Origin of the sequence: Nocardiopsis coralli (genome assembly GCF_014892575.1) — a bacterium.
Taxonomy (GTDB): domain Bacteria; phylum Actinomycetota; class Actinomycetes; order Streptosporangiales; family Streptosporangiaceae; genus Nocardiopsis; species Nocardiopsis coralli.
The window spans coordinates 417243-436447 of the sequence record NZ_JADBGI010000001.1 but is presented as its reverse complement, the minus strand read 5'-3'; the positions used below and the strand labels follow the sequence as shown (position 1 = coordinate 436447).

Annotated in this window: 15 protein-coding genes and 4 tRNA genes; 9 read left to right on the top strand and 10 right to left on the bottom strand. The window is 71.5% G+C overall.

Annotated elements, in window-relative coordinates; genetic code table 11:
- Positions 1-89 precede the first annotated feature (89 nt).
- Positions 90-2999 carry an FAD-binding and (Fe-S)-binding domain-containing protein gene (locus IDM40_RS01980; protein WP_193120108.1) on the top strand — a complete coding sequence of 970 codons (2910 nt, stop codon included), beginning with the start codon at positions 90-92 and terminating at the stop codon, positions 2997-2999.
- Between the two features lie 36 nt (positions 3000-3035).
- On the opposite strand, the gene IDM40_RS01975 is transcribed toward IDM40_RS01980, so the two are convergent.
- Positions 3036-3557, bottom strand: a complete 522-nt coding sequence (locus tag IDM40_RS01975; RefSeq protein WP_193120107.1) for a hypothetical protein — start codon at positions 3555-3557, stop codon at positions 3036-3038.
- Positions 3558-3923, bottom strand: coding sequence for a hypothetical protein (locus IDM40_RS01970; protein WP_193120106.1), 366 nt, complete (start codon positions 3921-3923; stop codon positions 3558-3560).
- Positions 3924-4274: 351 nt separating this feature from the next.
- Here IDM40_RS01970 and IDM40_RS01965 point away from each other — a divergent pair.
- The 3 genes from IDM40_RS01965 (at position 4275) to IDM40_RS01955 (ending at position 4803) form a co-directional block, all read left to right on the top strand.
- Positions 4275-4347, top strand: a tRNA-Asn gene (locus IDM40_RS01965).
- 155 nt (positions 4348-4502) lie between these two features.
- Positions 4503-4575, top strand: a tRNA-Asn gene (locus IDM40_RS01960).
- 155 nt (positions 4576-4730) lie between these two features.
- Positions 4731-4803: transfer RNA gene (locus IDM40_RS01955), tRNA-Asn, on the top strand.
- A 114-nt stretch (positions 4804-4917) separates the two neighbouring features.
- Here IDM40_RS01955 and IDM40_RS01950 read toward each other — a convergent pair.
- Positions 4918-5805: an SAM-dependent methyltransferase gene (locus IDM40_RS01950; protein WP_193120105.1), complete on the bottom strand. Its 888-nt coding sequence runs from the start codon at positions 5803-5805 to the stop codon at positions 4918-4920.
- A gap of 503 nt (positions 5806-6308) precedes the next feature.
- Between IDM40_RS01950 and IDM40_RS01945 the strand changes: the two genes are divergently transcribed.
- Positions 6309-7007, top strand: coding sequence for a RibD family protein (locus IDM40_RS01945; RefSeq protein ID WP_193120104.1), 699 nt, complete (start codon positions 6309-6311; stop codon positions 7005-7007).
- Positions 7004-7483, top strand: a complete 480-nt coding sequence (locus tag IDM40_RS01940) for a deaminase (protein ID WP_193120103.1) — start codon at positions 7004-7006, stop codon at positions 7481-7483. Before IDM40_RS01945 ends, IDM40_RS01940 begins: the two co-directional genes overlap by 4 nt.
- A gap of 73 nt (positions 7484-7556) precedes the next feature.
- Here IDM40_RS01940 and IDM40_RS01935 read toward each other — a convergent pair whose 3' ends face one another.
- The 3 genes from IDM40_RS01935 to IDM40_RS01925 all read right to left on the bottom strand — a co-directional run bounded on the left by IDM40_RS01935 (position 7557) and on the right by IDM40_RS01925 (position 11927).
- Positions 7557-8066, bottom strand: a complete 510-nt coding sequence (locus IDM40_RS01935) for a winged helix-turn-helix domain-containing protein (RefSeq protein WP_193120102.1) — start codon at positions 8064-8066, stop codon at positions 7557-7559.
- Positions 8067-8289: 223 nt separating this feature from the next.
- The gene (locus tag IDM40_RS01930; RefSeq protein WP_193120101.1) at positions 8290-10815 is read right to left on the bottom strand and encodes a DEAD/DEAH box helicase; all 2526 of its coding nucleotides are present in this window, start codon (positions 10813-10815) and stop codon (positions 8290-8292) included.
- A gap of 119 nt (positions 10816-10934) precedes the next feature.
- Complete coding sequence (locus IDM40_RS01925; RefSeq protein ID WP_193120100.1) at positions 10935-11927, bottom strand: malate dehydrogenase; 993 nt, start codon at positions 11925-11927, stop codon at positions 10935-10937.
- Positions 11928-12178: 251 nt separating this feature from the next.
- Between IDM40_RS01925 and IDM40_RS01920 the strand changes: the two genes are divergently transcribed.
- Positions 12179-12252 (top strand) — tRNA-Ile (locus tag IDM40_RS01920).
- A 235-nt stretch (positions 12253-12487) separates the two neighbouring features.
- Here IDM40_RS01920 and IDM40_RS01915 read toward each other — a convergent pair.
- The gene (locus tag IDM40_RS01915) at positions 12488-13012 is read right to left on the bottom strand and encodes a hypothetical protein (protein WP_193120099.1); all 525 of its coding nucleotides are present in this window, start codon (positions 13010-13012) and stop codon (positions 12488-12490) included.
- A 240-nt stretch (positions 13013-13252) separates the two neighbouring features.
- Between IDM40_RS01915 and IDM40_RS01910 the strand changes: the two genes are divergently transcribed.
- On the top strand, positions 13253-15157 hold the full coding sequence (locus tag IDM40_RS01910) for a GDSL-type esterase/lipase family protein (RefSeq protein WP_193120098.1): 1905 nt from the start codon (positions 13253-13255) through the stop codon (positions 15155-15157).
- Positions 15158-15202: 45 nt separating this feature from the next.
- Here the strand turns inward: IDM40_RS01910 and IDM40_RS01905 are convergent, their stop codons facing one another.
- Together IDM40_RS01905 and IDM40_RS01900 are read right to left on the bottom strand one after the other, a co-directional pair.
- Positions 15203-15820, bottom strand: coding sequence for a TetR/AcrR family transcriptional regulator (locus IDM40_RS01905; RefSeq protein ID WP_193120097.1), 618 nt, complete (start codon positions 15818-15820; stop codon positions 15203-15205).
- A 247-nt stretch (positions 15821-16067) separates the two neighbouring features.
- Positions 16068-16784: a glycerophosphodiester phosphodiesterase gene (locus IDM40_RS01900; RefSeq protein WP_193120096.1), complete on the bottom strand. Its 717-nt coding sequence runs from the start codon at positions 16782-16784 to the stop codon at positions 16068-16070.
- Between the two features lie 234 nt (positions 16785-17018).
- Between IDM40_RS01900 and IDM40_RS01895 the strand changes: the two genes are divergently transcribed.
- Positions 17019-17795, top strand: coding sequence for a DeoR/GlpR family DNA-binding transcription regulator (locus tag IDM40_RS01895; protein WP_193120095.1), 777 nt, complete (start codon positions 17019-17021; stop codon positions 17793-17795).
- Positions 17796-17852: 57 nt separating this feature from the next.
- Here IDM40_RS01895 and IDM40_RS01890 read toward each other — a convergent pair whose 3' ends face one another.
- Positions 17853-19103: an MFS transporter gene (locus IDM40_RS01890; protein ID WP_193120094.1), complete on the bottom strand. Its 1251-nt coding sequence runs from the start codon at positions 19101-19103 to the stop codon at positions 17853-17855.
- Between the last annotated feature and the right edge of the window lie 102 nt (positions 19104-19205).

Genomic DNA, 19205 nt, shown 5'->3' with positions numbered 1-19205 from the left:
ATATCGGCGCTGAACCCGGCTCTGGTAGCAAGATCCCCGGGCGCGCGGCAGGGTTGCGGCGCCGTGACCGCGCCCGTCACGCTGTGCGCATGGCCGACACCTTGAGCACGACCTCCCGTTCGGGCACCGCTGAGCTGCGCGACGCCCTCGAGAGCCGGGTGCGGGGCACCGTCTCCTTCGACGCCGGGACCCGCGCCCTCTACACCTCCGACGCCTCCAACTACCGACGCGTCCCCCTGGCCGTCGTCCTCCCCGAGACGGTGGAGGACTGTGTCGCGGCCGTGCGCACCTGTGCCGAGCACGGGGTACCGGTGGTGCCCCGCGGCGGCGGCACCTCCATCGCCGGCAACGCGATCGGTACCGGCGTGGTCGTGGACACCTCACGCCACCTGCGTGCCATCGAGGGGATCGACCCGCAGGCCCGCACCGCCACCGTCCAGCCCGGGGTGATCCTCGACGACCTGCGCAAGGCCACCGCCCGCCACGGACTCACGTTCGCCCCCGACCCCTCCACGCACAGCCGGTGCACCATCGGCGGCATGGTCGGCAACAACGCGTGCGGCTCCCACTCGGTGGCCTGGGGCACCACCGCGGACAACATCGTCTCCCTCGACGTGCTCCTCGCCGACGGCACCCGCATGACGGTCGGCTCCAGCGACACCGACGAGGACTTCGCCGCGCTCGCCCGCCGCCCCGGACGCGAGGGCAAGGTCTACGCCTCCCTGGCCGCGCTCGTCGAACGCCACCGCGCCGAACTGCGCACCGACATGCCCCAGTTCCGCCGCCGCGTCTCCGGTTACGCCCTCGACCGACTCCTGCCGGAGAAGGGCCGACACCTGGCCGCCGCCCTCGTCGGCACCGAGGGCACGTGTGTGTTCGTGCTCGGGGCGACCGTGCGGCTCGTGGAGTCCCCGCCGGCCCGCGCGCTGGCGGTGGTCGGATACCCAGACGCACCCTCGGCCGCCGACGCCGTCCCGGCCCTGCTCGAGCACGCCCCGCTCACCGTCGAGGGCATCAACGACCGGATGGTGGCCGCCCTCGACCGCCACGGCGCCTCCGCGCGCGTCCCTCTGCCCGACGGCGGGGCGTGGATGCTCGTGGAGATCGCCGGCGACGACCCCGGGGCCGCCACCGCCGCGGCCGAGGGCATGCTCGCAGCCCTGCCCGAGCACTCCCGTCCCCAGGACTCGGTCGTGGTGACGGACCCCGGCCACCAGAAGGCCCTGTGGCGCATCAGGGAGGAGGGCGCCGGCATCACCCAGCGCACCCCCGACGGCCGCGACGCCTGGTCGGGGTGGGAGGACGCCGCGGTCCCGCCGGAGAACCTGGGCGGGTACCTGCGCGACTTCGAGGCGCTCATGGAACGCCACGGCCGCTTCGGCGTGGTCTACGGCCACTTCGGCGACGGCTGCCTGCACGTGCGCATCGACTTCGAGCTCACCACCGAAGAAGGCCGCCGCGAGTACCGCGCCTTCATGGAGGAGGCCGCCGAGACCGTCGTCAGGCACGGCGGTTCGCTCTCCGGTGAGCACGGCGACGGCCAGGCCCGTTCCGAACTCCTGGAACGCATGTACCCGGCTTCGCTCGTGCGCGCCTTCGGGGAGTTCAAGAGCGCCTTCGACCCCGACGGCCTCATGAACCCCGGCATCATCGTCGACCCGCTCCCGCTGGACTCCGACATCCGCGTCTCGACCGACCACCGCCGCCGCCTGCCGCTGCTCGACGACGTCACGATGGCCTACCCCGAGGACGGCGGTGACTTCGAGGCCGCCCTGCGCCGTTGCTCGGGCATCGGCAAGTGCCGCCGCCAGGACGGCCCCGGCGTGATGTGCCCCAGTTACCAGGTCACCCAGGACGAGAAGCATTCCACCCGCGGGCGCGCGCACCTGCTGTTCGAGATGGCCAACGGCGAACTCGTCGACGACGGCTGGCGCTCGGAGGGGGTGCGCGAGAGCCTCGACCTGTGCCTGTCGTGCAAGGGCTGCCTGAGCGACTGCCCCGTCAACGTGGACATGGCCACCTACAAGGCGGAGTTCCTGCACCAGCACTACCGCGGCCGCGTGCGCCCGCCCGCGCACTACTCGATGGGATGGCTTCCGGTCTGGGCCCGCCTGGCAGCGGCCGCGCCCGCCCAGGTCAACCGCGCCGCCCGCCTGCCGGGGCTGTCCACCCTGGCTAAGAAGGCCGCGGGGGTGGCGGGCGAGCGCGACCTTCCCGCCTTCGCCCGCACCTCCTTCACGCGGGCCTTCCGGCGCCGTGCGGCGCGGGGCGAGGCCCGCACGGAGGGGCCCCGTGTGGTGCTGTGGCCCGACACCTTCGGCAACTACATGCACCCCCAGGTGCCCGCGGCGGCGGTGCGGGTGTTGGAGGACGCCGGCTTCAGGGTGGTGCTGCCCGAGGGCCAGGTGTGCTGCGGTCTGACCTGGGTCTCCACCGGACAACTGGACGTGGCGCGCACCGTGATGCGGCGCGCGGTCGACGCACTGGCCCCGTACGTGGCCGAGGGGGTGCCGGTGGTCGGGCTCGAGCCCAGCTGCACGGCCGCGCTCAAGCACGACCTCGTGGAACTCCTGCCCGGACCGGAGAGCGAGGAGGTCGCTTCCTCGGTGCACACGCTCGCCTCGTTCCTCAACCGCCACGCCCCCGACTGGCAGCCGCCGCGTGTGCCGGCCTCGGCGCTGGCCCAGGTCCACTGCCACCAGCACGCGGTGATGGGCTTCGACGACGACCGCGACCTCATCGCCCGCGCCGGTGTGGACGGGGAGGTCCTGGACTCCGGGTGCTGCGGGCTGGCCGGCGACTTCGGGTTCACCGAGGGCCACTACGAGGTCTCCAGCGCCATCGGCGAGCGCGAACTTCTGCCGCGGGTGCGCGAGGCCGACGCCGACACCCTGGTGCTGGCAGACGGTTACAGCTGCCGGACCCAGATCGAGCAGGGCACCGGGCGCGGATCACTGCACCTGGCGCAGGTGCTCGCACGGGGCCTCGACGCGCGCTGAGGCGGCCGTGCACGGGGGTGTGGGCCGGCCCGCGGCTCACACCCCCATCTGCTCGCGCAGGGCGGCCAGGGAGCGGGAGACGGCATCGGAGAGGCGGGCGTCGTCGGCGTCCAGGCCCTCACTCAGGTGCACCCGCCAGTGCACGTCCGTGCCGCCGGGGCTGCGCCGTGCCACGAGACGGAAACCCGAGGAGGACCCCTCCTCGGGGTAGGGCACAAAGCTGTTGATGAGGATCGTGGAGGTGACCCGCTCCGACACGGTCTCGGCGAGACGTCGGTAGTCGACGGCGCCGCCGGGGGAGTCGGGCGAACGCAGGGGGACGCTCCGGCGGCCCGCGCCCTCCTCAACGAAGGTCATCGCGTCGGTGTTCCAGTCGGCGCGGTCGATGTCGGACCACACGACCCGGTGGCCGTCGGGCAGGTACAGCGCGTGTGTGGTGGCGGTGAGCGTCCGGTCGCCCCCGGCGCGCTCGGACACGGGCGCGTGCGCGAGCACACGCTCGCCCCGAACGAGCCGGGAGCGTACGGACTCGGGGGTTCCCCGGCCGAACAGGGGCACTCAGTCCTCCCGGCCCTCGGCGCCCTCACCCGGGACACCCTTGCCGCCCTGGACACTGTTGCCGTTGGGGGCGGAGCCGTTGGCCATGTGGGTCTCCCACCGGACGAGCTCGAGCTCCTCGTCGGTGGGGCGGGCCAGGAAGTCGCGCACGGATGTGACCGGCATGCGCTCGACCGCCTTGTCGTAGACGGTGCGGCCCGCGTTGCCGACCTGCGCCCCGACCACCCCGGCGACCTCCTGGACGACCGGGCTGTCGGCGACCTTGCGCGCGGTACGGGCGAGCTGTTCGTAGCGTGCCCTGCCCGCCTTCGCGCCCAGGACGTATCCGATGGCGAGTCCGGCGGCGAATGTGATCCGGTAACGCATGGGTCCCTCTTTACAGGCCTCGTCGGCGATGGGCGTGATCCGTGGACAGACGTTACCCGGTCGTGTCGGGGGCCACACTGCCGACACCGTCACGAGCACTCCGGAACCGCGCTAGGCTAGGAGGTGTCGCCGCGGTCCGCAGCAGCAGGCCGGGGCGCACAAGCCATCCCGNTCCGGTAACGCATGGGTCCCTCTTTACAGGCCTCGTCGGCGATGGGCGTGATCCGTGGACAGACGTTACCCGGTCGTGTCGGGGGCCACACTGCCGACACCGTCACGAGCACTCCGGAACCGCGCTAGGCTAGGAGGTGTCGCCGCGGTCCGCAGCAGCAGGCCGGGGCGCACAAGCCATCCCGCGTAGCTCAGTTGGCAGAGCAATCGGCTGTTAACCGATAGGTCACTGGTTCGAGCCCAGTCGCGGGAGCTCCCGTTGAGGTCGACCGGGTCCGCCCGTGAGGCCTCCGGCCGGGCGCCCACCGGGGGCGGCATCGGAAACGGTGTCGCGAACACCCCCGCGGAGGCGCTAGGCTGGGAACAGCCCGAGCGGGGCCGCGAGGTCCGGCAGAGGCGATAATTCCATCCCACGTAGCTCAGTTGGCAGAGCAATCGGCTGTTAACCGATAGGTCACTGGTTCGAGCCCAGTCGCGGGAGCTCCCGTTGAGGTCGACCGGGTCCGCCCGTGAGGCCTCCGGCCGGGCGCCCACCGCGGGCGGCATCGGAACCGGTGTCGCGAACACCCCCGCGGAGGCGCTAGGCTGGGAACAGCCCGAGCGGGGCCGCGAGGGCCGGCAGAGGCGATAATTCCATCCCGCGTAGCTCAGTTGGCAGAGCAATCGGCTGTTAACCGATAGGTCACTGGTTCGAGCCCAGTCGTGGGAGCGCGCGAGGGTCCTTCCCGAGGGAAGGGCCCTTTTTCGTGTGCGCACACAGGGCACACGGCCGCCCCACCCGGCCCTGGATGCGGTGCGCGTCAGGACGGTGTGGGGCGTGCGGTCAGAGCGAGGCCACCCCGCCGACCAGCAGCCGGCGGTTGCGTGCGGGCATCTGGTAACTGCCGTGCACCGGCGGCGAGGACGGAAGCGGCCGCCAGTACTGCACGTCGATGAGCCCGGGCTCGCGCAGGCGCCACCCGTCGAAGAAGCCCTCGATCTCGGCGCGCGTGCGCCAGCGTCCGGTGCCGAGCTGGTCCAGGAAGGTGCGTTCGAGCTGCTGGGCGCGGAGCGCGTCCCTGGGGTGGGAGCCCGGGTCGGGGCGGCAGAAGTGGCTCAGGACCAGGTGGCTGCCGGGGGCGAGGGCCTCGCGCAGGGCCGCGGTGCAGCCGGCGGGGTCGTCGCTGTCGTGCACGTGGGACAGGGCCCCGGACAGCAGCAGCCCGACGGGGCGCTCGAGGTCGAGGAAGCGGCGCAGTTCCGGGTCGCGCAGGAGTTCCTCGGGGCGGGCGGGGGAACCGTGCACGACGGTCGTGGTCTCGCCGTCGGTGAGCATGGCCCGGTTGTGGGCGACGACCGCGGGGTCGTCGCTGGCGTAGAGGACCCGGGCGCCGGGCACGTGTTCGAGCGCGATCTGGTGGGGGTCGCCGGGGGTGGGGAGTCCGGCGCCGAACTGCAGGAACTGGTCGATGCCGTGTTCGCGGGCCAGGTGGCGTACGGCGCGCTGGAGGAAGGCGCGTTCGCCCTCGACGAGGTCCTTGAAGCCGTGTGCGGCGCGGTCGGCCCGCAGGGCCAGCTCACGGTCGACGTCGAAGTGGTCCTTGCCCCCGAGCTGGAAGGACGTGAGCCGGGCCAGGGTGGGCCGGCTGAGGTCCACCAGGGGCGGTGGTTCGGCCCGTGTGCGGTTCCCCCCTGTGGCTTTGAGGAAATCGGGGGAGGTGAAACGTGACATCGCCGTCCTCTTGTCATGAGGTGGGGAAGCATGGTCGACCACTGGATTCTATTCCTCGCGGTCGAGGTTGTTAACAGAAGTGGAGAGATTGCAGGTAAAAATCCCACGGAGTTCTGTCCTCGACGTGGTGCACCGTGTGCATTGGGTGTGCCTTGGGCGTCCTAAGTCTTATATGCCGAATGTCCTGTATGTGGTGATTGCTGGCCAAAGACCCTCGGAGCCCGGCGGATCAGGGATCCTGGGAGCGGCGGGCGGTCGCCGGCGGCGCCGCGGGGCGATCGTCGGGGGACCTTCGCCCCCGGGTCCCGGTCCCCGATACCAGTAACAGGAAAATGCTCGACGTAAAAGTAATTGGGCGCCGATGCCGAGGAGTCGCTGGTAATGGCTCCGGGGTTCCGGAAAAAGGCAGGAGGCCACCCCGGAAAGCGCCCTTCGAAAACGGTCCCGCGCCACACGCGCACACGTGTGCGCCCAGGTCCCGGGGGCGCCGCTAGCCTGGGGGCATGGAGCGTCCCTACACCATCCTGAGCTGCGCGACCTCGGTCGACGGCCGCATCGACGACACCGGCCCCGAGCGGCTGCGCCTGTCCAACGAGGCGGACTTCGCCGAGGTCGACGAACTGCGCGCCGGCTGCGACGCGATCCTCGTCGGCGCAGGGACCCTGCGGGCCGACGACCCGCGCCTGCTCGTGCGCTCGCCGATGCTGCGCGAGCGCCGCCGGGGCCAGGGACGCACCGAGAACCTGCTCAAGGCCGTCATCACCCGCACCGGCGACATCGACCCCACGGCACGCCTGTTCTCCACCGGTGACGCGGGGGCGCTCGTCTACACCGGGGGTGACGGCCTCGCCCTGGCCGAGGAGCGCCTCGCCGCACGCCCCTCCCAGGACCCGCCTGCCGAGGCGGTCGACGCCGGGGACCCGCCCACCGCCGAGGCCGTCCTGGCCGACCTGGCCGCCCGAGGCGTGGAGCGGCTCGTCGTCGAGGGCGGCGGCCACGTGCACACGATGTTCCTGACCTCCGGCCTGGCCGACGAACTGCGCCTGGCCGTGGCGCCCTTCTTCATCGGGGACGAGGACGCGCCCCGCTTCGTCATGCCGGGCGCCTACCCCTACAGCCCCGAGACGCCCATGAGCCTGGTCGAGGCGCGTTCCCTCGGCGGCGTGGCCGTGCTGCGCTACTGCCTGAAGGGGCGCGCGTGAGCGCCCGCGGTCCCGCGCCGGGGGAGGGCGCGGCCGACGCGCACTGGCTGCTGCGAACCGTCGAGCTCTCCGAGCACTGCCCGCCGTCGGAGACCGCCTTCTCCGTGGGCGCCGTCGTGGTCGCCGAGGACGGCACGGTGCTCGGCGAGGGGTACTCGCGGCGGGACGACCCCCACGACCACGCCGAGGAGGTGGCGCTGCGGGCGATCGACGCCGACGACCCCCGCCTGGCCGGTGCCACGCTCTACTCCTCGCTCGAACCGTGCAGTTCCCGGGCCTCGCGCCCGCGTTCGTGCAGCAGCCTGATCCTGGACACCCCGATCCCACGGGTGGTCCTCGCCTGGAGGGAACCGGCCGTGTTCGTCGACTGCGACGGGGCCGAACGCCTGCGCACGGCCGGTCGTACCGTCGTCGAGCGCCCCGACCTGGCCGAGGGGGTGCGCGCCGTCAACGCGCACCTGCTGGGTGCGGCCTGAGTCGCCCCGACAGCCGGTCGGGACAGCAGGGGGCCTGGGGCCGACGCCCAGGTGTCCCGGGGCGTGAGCGGGCTCAGAGCTCGCGGTAGGTGTATCCCACGCGCCGCACCGTGCCCACCCGCGTGCGCAGCGACCCGAGCTTGCGCCGGATGCGGTGCACGTGGACGTCGACGGTGCGCGAGCCGATGCTGACGTCGGCGCCCCAGACCTCCTGGGCCAGTTCCCTGCGCGTGAAGACCCGGCCCGGGCTGGCCGCCATCAGGGCCAGGAGCTCGAACTCCTGGTAGCACAGGTCGACCTGCTCGCCCCGCACCCGGACGGTCCTGCTGCGCAGGTCCACCGACAGCGCCTCGTCGCCCAGGTGCTCGGGGACGGGCGCCTCCGTGACCCCTGCGGCACGGGCCCCGGCGTCGACGAGGTGTCCGACCACGACCATGAGCTTGTCCTGGTCCTGCAGCGGCACCACGCCCAGCACCCGCATCTGTTCGGAACCGCCGGCACGCAGCGGTCGCAGGGGTACGCCGGCAGGGTCGGCGACCGCCTCGGTGGGGCCTCGCTCCAGCAGTCGTACGTCGGGTGCCATCTGCCTACCTCCGGGACCGTGGGCCTCGTCGTGCTCCGTGGATGCTGCTCGCTGCCCCCGGAACGGGTGGCCCCGGGGGTGCTCCGACCATAACCCTATTATTTCTACTTGTTCAGTAGGAAATTGCGTGGCAATCGTCACACACGATGATCTACCGGAGCCCGAGCGCCGCGGGGTGTGCCGGGGCCGGCCGGGTCAGCCCCGGCCACACCCCGTTGCACCCTCAGAGCCGGTTCAGGTCCAGCACGTGCACGACCGCACGGCCCTCGGCGTCGGAGGCGGCCAGGTCCACCTCCGCGTCGATGCCCCAGTCGTGGTCGCCCGCTGGGTCGGCCAGGACCTGGCGCACCTTCCACGTGCCCTCGCCCTCCTCGATGCGGAGCAGCTGCGGACTGCGTGCGTCCGGGCCGATGCCGATGACGTCGTGGTCCTCGAAGTAGGCGTCCAGCGCGTCCTCCCAGGCCTCGGCGTCCCACTCGCCCTCCGGGTCGAGCTTGGCCAGTTCACGGTGGGCGTCACGCGCGGCCAGCTCCACCCGCCGGAACATCTCGTTGCGCACCATGATGCGGAAGGCGCGGGTGTTCGCGGTGACCGGGCGCACCCGCTCCTCGGCCTGCTCGGTGCGCTCCGCGTCGCCGGCCGCCTCCGGTTCGGGGTTGGTGAGCTGCTCCCACTCGTCGAGCAGGCTCGAGTCGACCTGGCGCACCAGCTCGCCCAACCACTCGATGAGGTCGCGCAGCTCCTCGGTCTTGGCGTCGTCGGGCACCGTCTGGTTCAGCGCCTTGTACGCCCCGGCCAGGTACCGCAGGACCAGGCCCTCCGACCGCGCCAGCTCGTAGTGGCCCACGAACTCGGTGAAGGTCATCGCCCGCTCGAACATGTCGCGCACCACCGACTTGGGGCGCAGCGGGTGATCGCCCACCCACGGGTGGCCGGTGCGGTAGACCTCGTAGGCGTGGTCCAGCAGCTCCACGAGCGGCTTGGGGTACTCGACCTCCTCCAGCCGCTCCATGCGCTCCTCGTACTCGATCCCGTCGGCCTTCATCTGCGCGACCGCCTCGCCGCGGGCCTTGTTGAGCTGGGCGCCCAGGATCTGGCGCGGGTCGTCGAGCGTGGACTCCACGACGCTGAGCACGTCCAGCGAGTAGGTCGGCGACTCGGCGTCCAACAGCTCCAGGGCCGCCAGGGCGAAGGTCGACAGCGGCTGGTTGAGCGCGAAGTCGGCCTGCAGGTCCACGGTCAGCCGGGCGGTGCGGCCCAGTTCGTCCGGCTCCTCCAGCGTCTCGACGATGCCGCCGTCCAGGAGCGAGCGGTAGATCGCGATCGCCTCGCTGATATGGCGGCGCTGCGTCTTCCGGTCGTCGTGGTTCTGGGTGAGCAAGTGCTTCATCGCGGTGAAGCAGTTGCCGGGTCGGGCGATGACACTGAGCAGCATCGCGTTGCTGACCTTGAACCGGGAGTTCAGCGGTTCCGGCTCGGCCTCCACCAGCTTGCCGAAGGTCGCCTCGTCCCAGGCCACGAACCCGTCCGGGGCCTTCTTGCGCACGACCTTGCGGCGCTTCTTGGCGTCGTCACCCGCCTTGGCCAGTGCCTTCTCGTTCTCGATGACGTGCTCGGGCGCCTGCACGACCACGTTCCCGACCGTGTCGAAACCGGCCCTGCCCGCGCGGCCCGCGATCTGGTGGAACTCACGCGCCCGCAGTCGGCGTACCCGCACGCCGTCGTACTTGCTCAGGGCGGTGAACAGCACCGTCCGGATGGGCACGTTCACGCCCACACCCAGGGTGTCGGTGCCGCAGATCACCTTGAGGAGCCCGGCCTGCGCCAGGCGCTCCACCAGGCGGCGGTACTTGGGCAGCATGCCCGCGTGGTGCACCCCGATGCCGTGGCGTACGTACCGCGACAGGTTCCGCCCGAACTTCGTCGTGAAACGGAACGCGCCGATCTCCTCGGCGATCCGGGCCTTCTCCTCCTTGGTGCACATGTTGATGCTGGTCAGCGACTGGGCGCGCTCGACCGCCTGTGCCTGGGTGAAGTGCACGATGTAGACCGGCGCCCCGCCGTTGCCCAACAGCTCCTCGAGCGTCTCGTGCAGCGGGGTGGACCGGTAGTCGTAGTACAGCGGGACGGGGCGCTCGGCCGAGGCGACCACGGAGGTCGTACGCCCGGTGCGCGCGGTGAGGTCGTCCTCGAACCGGCTCACGTCGCCGAGCGTGGCCGACATCAGCAGGAACTGCGCCTGGGGCATCTCCAGCAGCGGCACCTGCCACGCCCAGCCGCGCTCCGGCTCGGCGTAGAAGTGGAACTCGTCCATGACGACGGTGTTGATGTCGGCGTCCTTGCCCTCGGCCAGGGCGATCTGCGCCAGGACCTCCGCCGTGCAGCACACGATGGGCGCATCGGAGTTGACGCTGGCGTCGCCGGTCATCATGCCGACGTTGTCGGTGCCGAAGATCTTGCAGAGGTCGAAGAACTTCTCCGAGACCAGCGCCTTGATGGGTGCGGTGTAGAACGCGCACTCGTCCCGGGCCAGCGCGGCGAACAGGGCGCCGGTGGCGACCATGCTCTTGCCCGAGCCGGTCGGGGTGTTCAGGATGACGTTGGACCCGGAGACGACCTCGATGAGGGCCTCCTCCTGGTGGGGGTAGAGGGTGAGGCCCCGCTCTTCGGCCCACGAGGCGAACGCCTCGAAGAGGGAATCGGGTTCTGGTTCGGCCGGAAGCGCATCAATGAGACTCACACTCTCCATACTGCCTGCTCCGCCACCCCCTCGGGGACGGGGCCGGACACAACCGCGGGCACGCCCCCTGCGTGAGGGGACGTGCCCGCCGGTGGTGCACCGTGTGAGTGCGGTCCGTGTGCGACCGGTTACTTGACCAGGCCGAGCTTGCGGACGGTGTCGCGCTCCTCGGAGAGCTCCTTGACGGAGGCGTCGATGCGGCCGCGGGAGAACTCGCCGATCTCCAGGCCCTGCACGATCTCCCACTTGCCGTTCTTGGACACGGCCGGGAAGGAGGAGATGAGGCCCTCGGGCACGCCGTAGGAGCCGTCGGACGGGATGGCCGCGGAGGTCCAGTCGCCCTCGGGGGTGCCGTTGACCCAGTCGTACACGTGGTCGATGGCGGCGTTGGCGGCGGAGGCGGCCGAGGACGCGCCCCGGGCCTCGATGATCGCGGCGCCGCGCTTGGCGACGGTCGGGATGAAGTCGTCCTCGAGCCAGGTCTGGTCGTTGACGGCCTGGGCGGCGTTCTTCCCGCCGACCTCGGCGTTGAAGATGTCGGGGTACTGGGTGGCGGAGTGGTTGCCCCAGATCGTGAGCTTCTTGATGTCGTTGATCGACACGTTCAGCTTCTTGGCGAGCTGGGTCAGCGCACGGTTGTGGTCCAGGCGCGTCATGGCGGTGAAGCGCTCGGCCGGGACGTCGGGGGCGTGGTTCTGCGCGATGAGGGCGTTGGTGTTGGCGGGGTTGCCCACCGCCAGGATGCGGATGTCGTCCGCGGCGCCGGCGTTGATGGCCTCGCCCTGGGGCTTGAAGATGCCGCCGTTGGCCTCGAGGAGGTCACCGCGCTCCATGCCCGGGCCGCGCGGGCGGGCGCCCACGAGCAGGCCGACGTTGGCGCCCTCGAAGGCCTTGTTGGGGTCGTCGAAGATGTCGATGCCCTGCAGCAGCGGGAAGGCGCAGTCGTCCAGCTCCATCGCGGTGCCCTCGGCGGCCTTGACGCCCTGCGGGATCTCCAGCAGGCGCAGCTTGACCGGGGTGTCGGCGCCGAGGAGCTGGCCGGAGGCGATCCGGAAGAGCAGGGCGTAGCCGATCTGGCCGGCAGCGCCGGTGACGGTGACGTTGACGGGTGCGTTGGACATGAAGTGGATCTCCTGACGACGTTGTGCGACCCGCGATGTTACCAACGGGTTCGACGCGGCGTCCGTGCCGTGCCGCTGGGGTCCGACCAGGCGTGCGCCGCACCTCACCACCCTAGACCGCCCCCGTGTGCGGCCGGTGACCGAGGTCCCTCCGCGAGGCACGGTGCGCCCGGCCGGGCCCGTCCCCACAACGGATTTACGGCGAGGAAACGGCGGACGCACCCTGTTAGGATGACTTCGCCTTCCACGGCGGGCCGGTAGCTCAGTCGGTCAGAGCATGGGACTCATAATCCCTGGGTCGCGGGTTCGAGCCCCGCCCGGCCTACCCCCCTTGAACAGGCGAAACCCCCCGAAGGAGAGAACTTCGGCGCCTTGTTCGTGCATTTCGGGTACCACCTTTTGCGTGCCCTCTCCGGTGGCGCGTGCACGGAATCCGCTTACTACGATCATCGTCGAATTTCTGTGCCTTTCGTGCGGTTGTCCTTCCGTGTCCGAAGGACCCGGAGGGGCGCTGCCTGCCCGTGGGGCCGGGAACCGGGAGATTTGTCGGCCTCGGGCGGCTATGGCGTAGGCTCCTCGGGGAGCGGGGGCTCCCTCGTCTCGTCGGCGGGGCCGCGGTGCGCCAGGTACGCGTTCCGGGCCAGGTGCAGCCGCCGGGCACGCCACCGGACGCTCAGCAGGACCACCACGGCCACGGTCCCCAGGATCACGGCCGCGTACACGGCCAGCGGCACGGTCCCGATCCCGAACACGATGCTCGCCGTGTGGTACACGAGCGACAGAGCGTTCAGCACGATGACCGCCGGGAGCAGCGGCGGGGTCCACGGGTTGCGCAGCTGGACCGTACGCGCACGCGCGCGAGCACACACGTCCCGGGCCGCGTCGGGGTCCTGCACCGTCTCCCCGCGTGCGATGGCCCGTTCGGCCGCGCGCGTGCGGTCGGGGGTCATCCACCACACGGCGTCCTCGTCGTAGGGGTTCGTGCCCCAGGGGTGATGGCCGTGGCGCCGGTTCCACCGCACCCCCATGGCGAGACAGAAGAGCAGTCCCAGCACCAGGACCGCCAGCACCAGGAGCATGAACACGGAGGCCGGGTCGAGGATGGCGACTCCTTCCCTGAAGGGGACGGGAACCTCCCCATGCCCGATCGGAACCGGAGCACACGGCGCGCCGGGGTGGAGCGAACCCCCGCAAGTGCCCGCGTCCCGGGTTTCGGTCGCTCTAGAATGGCCGCCGGGCGGGGTGCTCCACGTCTCGGCAACCACCGCTCTCCCGTGTGCGTCCGACCTGGGGGCGGACCACCCGACATCCGGGGGAAGTGATTGGTGAGCGGCGAGACGCGTCGGCCGGTACTGCCCGGCCCGTTGCGACAGGCGTGGGAGGACCGTCCCCTCAAGGTCCTGGCGGGGGCGCTCGCCCTCGTGCTCATGGTCGGTCTGCTCGTGACCGTCACACGTGACAGCGCGGTGTTGCCCGAGGAGGAAGCCGAGGCGGCTCTGCCCCGGTCCCACCCCTTCGAGGACCACCTCGACGAGTTCGGCATCTCCCGGGACGGCAGCCCCACCGGCGACATCGACGGCGTGGGCAACGCCCTGTCCGCGGAGACGCTGGCCGCGGCCGGGTGGCGGCCGGGGGTTCCGGTCACCGTGCACGGAACGGAGATGCGGCTGCCCGACTACGGTCCCGGACGGCCCGACCACCTGCTCTCCGACGGGCAGCGGGTCTCGGTCGTTCCGGGCGCCTACAGCAGCCTGACCCTGTTGGCCACCGCGACGCGCACCGACGGCGACCCCACCGGGGCACAGGGCCAGGGACGGATCGTCTACGCCGACGGCGGCGAGGACACCTTCGACCTGTCCGTGCCCGACTGGACCGAGGGGCCGGCCGGTGACGCCGCGGTCAACCTGCCCTACGCCAACGCCGAGGGGCAGGCCGAACCCAGCCCGGTCGGTGCGGTGCGCCTGTACGCACGCTCGGTTCCGGCGGACCCCCACCGCGAGGTCGACCACGTGGTTCTCCCGCGCGTGCACGACCAGGCCGCGCGCATGCACGTCTTCGCGATGGGCGGGCGCCCGGCCGACCACCCGTGGACGGGCACGTGGACCCGGTCGGCCTCCAGTTACGTCGAGGTCGGCCCCTGGGAGGACCAGACGGTGCGCCTGTCCGCTCGCACCACGGCGGGCGGCTCCGACGTCCGGGTCCGCCTGGAGAACACCTTCGCCCACGAGTCGGTGAGCATCGGCGCGGCCTCCATCGCCCTGCGCGAGGACGAGGGGCCCGGGGTGGAGGGCGCCACGGTCCCGCTGGAGTTCGGTGGCGAGAGCGAGGTGAACATCCCCGCCGGCGGCCAGGTGTACAGCGACCCGGTGGAGATCACCCTGCCCCCGCACAGCGACATCGCCGTGAGCCTCTACCTGCCCGAGGAGGTCACGGCGGCGCCGGTGCACTTCGCGGCGAGCGACACCAACTACGCCACGACGGCCGGCGAGGGGGACCAGACGCAGGAGACGTCGGGGGAGCCCTTCACCGAGCACCTGTACCAGTGGCCGTTCCTGACCGGCGTGGAGGTGTTGGACGGCCCCGGCGCGATCGTCACCCTGGGCGACTCCATCACCGACGGCGCACGCACCACACGCGACGCACACGCGCGCTGGCCGGACGAGCTCAGCCGCCGCCTGGACGCCCAGCCCGGCCTGACCAACCCGGGCGTGCTCAACGCGGGTGTGGCCGGAAACCACGTCGTGCGCGACGGGTACCCGGGTGAGGGCGTCTCGACCAACTCCACGGGTGTGGCCCTGGCGCACCGCGCACCCAGGGACGCGTTCTCCCAGGCCGGGGCGGACACCCTCGTGGTGTGGGCCGGCATCAACGACCTGCGGTGGGGCACGGGCCCTGCCGAGGTCGTGGAGGGCCTGAGCGCGGTCGCGGTGCAGGCACGCGAGTACGGGATGCGGGTGTTCGTCGCGACCCTGGGGCCGTGCGGCGGCGAGATGCGCTGCACCGAGGAAGTGGAGCAGGGCCGCCAGTACGTGAACTCGTGGCTGCGCGAGCAGGCCGGCGACCCGGACTCCGTCTTCGAGGCGGTGTGGGACTTCGACGAGGTGCTGCGCGACCCGGACGAACCGGGCCGGCTGTTCCCCGAGTACGACTCCGGGGACCACATCCACCCCGGGGACGCGGGCATGGAAGCGCTGGCGGAGTCGGTGGAGCTGGCCCAGCTGATCGGCTGAGGGCCCACACGCGCGGCCCCGGCCGGAACGCCTTCCGGCCGCGGATCAGCGCGGGTGGCCGAGCTGGTGGTGCAGGACGAGGTCGATGTAGACCCCGGTGAGGCCGTCGAGGCTGAGGTCGTCGTCGGGCGCGTACCACTCCAGCGAGTCGCAGGTGTCCAGGACGGAGCGGGTGGCGGCCTCCACGGACTCCACGTGGAAGCTGCCCTCGCCGACCCCGGCGCTGATGATGTCGCGCACGTGCAGGCGGTAGTCCCGGTGCATCTGGGCGATCTGCCGGTAGCGCCCGGGGCTGACCGCGCGCAGCGCCGGCATCAGGTCCCGGGCGAGCTCGACCGCGGCCCGGTGCTTCCAGGAGGTGTGCACGTGGTGGCGCACCAGCGAGCACACCCGTTCGTGGGCGGGCTCGGAGGTCCGGTCGGCGCGGAGCTGGCCCTCGACCCGCTCCCGGGTCGAGCGCAGCACGACGGCGTGCGCGAGGTCGAGGCGCGTCGGGAAGGCCCGGTGGAGCGAGTCCGTGTCGGCGCCGGTCTCGTCGGCGATCCGGTGGGCCAGGGTGGACATGGTGAGAGAGCGCGGACCGTGCTCTGCGAACAGGCGGGCCGCACAGTCGAGGACGGGGCCGGTGGTTCGGAGGACGTCGGGGGAGGTGTCGGCGGTCATGGGTGGCTGTCTCATCGCTCGGGGCGCCGTCGGGGCGGGGTGGCGCGAGGGTCATGTCTTTCGCGTGGCGGGAATCGTTTCCGAGGATAGTCCCGAACGGTCGCGAATTCGGGCGGAACAGCAGAACTCACCGAAGAAAAACGCGCTGGTGGGAAAGTTGGTCACTTGGGTGGAAGCGGGGGAGTCCGAGTGCGGCGGGGTTGCGCGGGCGGCAGGGCTCCGTCGAACGCCCGTGTTCCGCACGAGGTCAGGCCGGTTCCGCCGCGGCCTCCTCGCGGTTCCCGCGCGTCAGCGAGACCAGGTCGACCACACGTTCGGTCGCCACGGCGTCCACACCCATTCCCACCAGGCGGGCCATGTCCGGGAACTCGTTGGCCGACCACGCGGCCACGCCGAACCCGAAACCTCGCATTTCGGCGATGACTTCTCTGGTGAGGAGAGAATGGTGGGTTCCGAGAAAATCGGGACGCACGGTGCGTAGAACGTCGTCGGGCGGAAGGCCGGGCTGATCGCGCAACATGAGCAGCCGCGCCCGGCCGCTGCGCCCGCGCAGGGCGTCCAGGGCCTCGTAGGGTCCGGTGAAGACCAGCTGGTCGGCGAAACCCCGCTCGCGCAACAGTGTGTCGGCGGCCAGCGCGGCCTGGGGCGCCGTGGCCTCCACGAGCAGGTTGGGCACGTCCCGGGCGCGGAACTCGGCCAGGACCTCCATGAGCGTGGGGACCCGGCTGTCCACGTCCCGGCGGGCCACGGCCAGCTCCACCAGGGACATCTCCTCCACGGGGCGCGGTGCGCTCCCGGGGGCGGCCACCAGGTGTTCGTCCACCAGGACCGGGTAGCCGTCGCGGGTCAGGTGGACGTCGATCTTGACCAGGTCGGTTCCGGCGCGCAACGCTGAACGCAGGGCCGGAAGCGTGTTGCCCGGGTGTCGTGCGGTGTCTCCGCGCAGTGCGATGGACAGCGTCATGTTCACAAGGGTCGCAAAAAGCGCGCCCGCACGTGGTGCAAACAGGAAGAACGGCCGCGCGGCCCCAGGTCGGGAAGCTTCCGGACCGCTCCTGGACGTGGCCCGGGCGACCACCGGGTGCGAGGCGACTCACGTCCCCAGTGCTCGGTCCGGTGATGCCGAGCTGGGAAACTCTGTTAAGTGGTGTCGTGAGAACACGGCACCCGTGGCCGGCCCCCGACCGTGAGGCGAACGATGATCCCGGATCAGCGACGAGAGCACATCCTCAAGCTCCTCCAGGAGCGGCACGTGCTGAGTATCAACGAGCTCACCTCGATGCTGTCCGTGTCCCACATGACGGTGCGGCGCGACATCCAGGCGCTGGAGAACGACGGCAAGGTCTTGTCGGTGACCGGCGGGGTGCGCCTGGCGGCCCGGCTCAAGAGCGAACCCTCCTACCTGGCCAAGGCCCAGCTCGAGGTGCCGGCCAAGCGCAACATCGCCCGCGCCGCCGCCGACCTCGTGCGGGAGAACTTCACCATCTACCTGGACGCGGGCACCACGACCCTGCAGATGGTGCCGCTGCTGACCGACAAGGTGGGACTGACCGTCATCACCAGCGACTTCAACGTCGTCGGCCACCTGATGGAGTACCCGGGCATCGAGCTCATCCACACGGGCGGTCTCGTCTCGCACTCCGACCACTCCTCGGTGGGCCGCTTCACCGCCGAGTTCCTGCGCCAGGTCAACGTCGACCTGGCCTTCATCGCGAGCAGTTCCTGGGACTCCGAGCGCGGGTCCACGACCCCGTCGGAGGCCAAGGTGGTCGCCAAGCAGGAACTGCTGCGCATCGCCTCCAAGAGCGTCCTGGTCGTCGACAGCACCAAGTACGGCAAGTTCGGCACGTTCCGGGTCGCGAGCCTGGAGGAGTTCGACCTCATCATCACCGACGACCGGCTTCCGGCCTCGGCGGTGGAGGAGCTCTCCGACCGCGACGTGCGCTTCGAGCTCGTGGAGTCCGACGCCAACTGACCCGCGCCCCGACCCGCGGCCCCGCCACCGGCCGGACCGGCCCCGCCCGGAACCCGGTCACCCGGCGGGGCCGACGCCTGTCACGGCCTCCGCCCCGGTCTCCGCGCGCCGGTACCAGCGGGCGCGCAGCACCAGCACCGTGGTGGCCACCGAGACCAGCCCGCCCAGGCTTGCCAGTGCGAAGGCGCCCTGGTGGCCGAACTGGTCGGCGAGCGATCCGGCCGTCATCGATCCCAGGGACTGCCCCAGGATCAGGCAGCTGAGCACCACCGACATCGCCTGCGACATCCGGGCGGGCGGAGAGGACCGCTCGACCAGCCCGAACAGGCTCACGATGTGCGGGCCGATCGCCCACCCCAGCGCGAACATCGCCACCGCCAGCGTCGCCGCCGAGTGCGGCAGGTACAGGGGCAGGGTCAGGACGAGCAGCGCCGCACCGGCCCAGCGCACACGCGCGGTCAGCGTGAAGGTGAGCGGGACCGAGGCCATGAGCAGCCCGGCCACCGCGCTGCTGGTGCCCATCACCGCGTACATCAGCCCCGACAGGTCGCCGTGGCCCGAGGCGGCCGCGAAGGCCGTCACACCCGTCGACATCCCGCCGAAGAACAGCCCCTGCGCGAACATCGGCACCGCCAGCACCACGAGAGCGGGGGTGAGGACCCGGCCGCCCCCGCCCGCGGACGGAGCGCTCCCGGGCGGTGCGGTGGGGTGCAGGGCGAAGACCGCCCCGAAGACCCCGATGAGTACCGCCGCGCCCAGCACGCTCGCCGACGGCGACAGTGTCACCGTGAGCACACCGACCAGGGCCGGGCCGAGCACGAACGAGGTCTCGTCGAGCACACCCTCCACGGACATCGCCGCGCCGACCGACCGCTCGCGTTCGGCCCCGCGGTCCGGTCCCTTCCCGATCAGCCCGACCCAGCGGGTCCGGGCCATCGGTCCCACCTGTGGCAGGCAGGCCCCGGCCAGGACCGCCAGGACCACGAGCACCGGCAGGGCGGCCCCGGCGTTGACCGTGGAGACCAACACGGCCATGAGAACCGCGTCCACCAGTGACATCACCAGGACCGGGCGGCGTTGCCCGTACCGGTCGGCGAAGCGTGCGATGACCGGTCCCCCGGCGGCCTGGCCCATGGCGAAGACCCCGCTGAGCAGACCCGCGGCCGCAACACTCCCGGTCTGCACGGTGACCAGGGTCAGCATCCCGATGAGCGACATCGACACCGGAAGCCGTGCCAGGAACGTGGCCGTCAGCAGCGGCCACCCCGCGATCCGGTTCATGCGCCGCAGGGTCTCCAGGGGTGACATACGCTCCTCGTCCTCGTCGTGGGTCCGGTGATCCTCCCGGACGACGGCGGGCAGCGGCCGGTGCGGACGATCGGGGAGGAGAACCGTCCCATGATAGGTCCG

Bases quoted from the DNA above. Each gene is read 5' to 3' on its own strand.
- IDM40_RS01980 (WP_193120108.1), top strand. From the start codon at position 90: ATGGCCGACACCTTGAGCACGACCTCCCGTTCGGGCACCGCTGAGCTG.
- IDM40_RS01970 (WP_193120106.1), bottom strand. From the start codon at position 3,923: ATGCGTTACCGGATCACATTCGCCGCCGGACTCGCCATCGGATACGTC.
- IDM40_RS01950 (WP_193120105.1), bottom strand. From the start codon at position 5,805: ATGTCACGTTTCACCTCCCCCGATTTCCTCAAAGCCACAGGGGGGAAC.
- IDM40_RS01945 (WP_193120104.1), top strand. From the start codon at position 6,309: ATGGAGCGTCCCTACACCATCCTGAGCTGCGCGACCTCGGTCGACGGC.
- IDM40_RS01935 (WP_193120102.1), bottom strand. From the start codon at position 8,066: ATGGCACCCGACGTACGACTGCTGGAGCGAGGCCCCACCGAGGCGGTC.
- IDM40_RS01930 (WP_193120101.1), bottom strand. From the start codon at position 10,815: ATGGAGAGTGTGAGTCTCATTGATGCGCTTCCGGCCGAACCAGAACCC.
- IDM40_RS01925 (WP_193120100.1), bottom strand. From the start codon at position 11,927: ATGTCCAACGCACCCGTCAACGTCACCGTCACCGGCGCTGCCGGCCAG.
- IDM40_RS01905 (WP_193120097.1), bottom strand. From the start codon at position 15,820: ATGACCGCCGACACCTCCCCCGACGTCCTCCGAACCACCGGCCCCGTC.
- IDM40_RS01900 (WP_193120096.1), bottom strand. From the start codon at position 16,784: ATGACGCTGTCCATCGCACTGCGCGGAGACACCGCACGACACCCGGGC.
- IDM40_RS01895 (WP_193120095.1), top strand. From the start codon at position 17,019: ATGATCCCGGATCAGCGACGAGAGCACATCCTCAAGCTCCTCCAGGAG.
- IDM40_RS01890 (WP_193120094.1), bottom strand. From the start codon at position 19,103: ATGTCACCCCTGGAGACCCTGCGGCGCATGAACCGGATCGCGGGGTGG.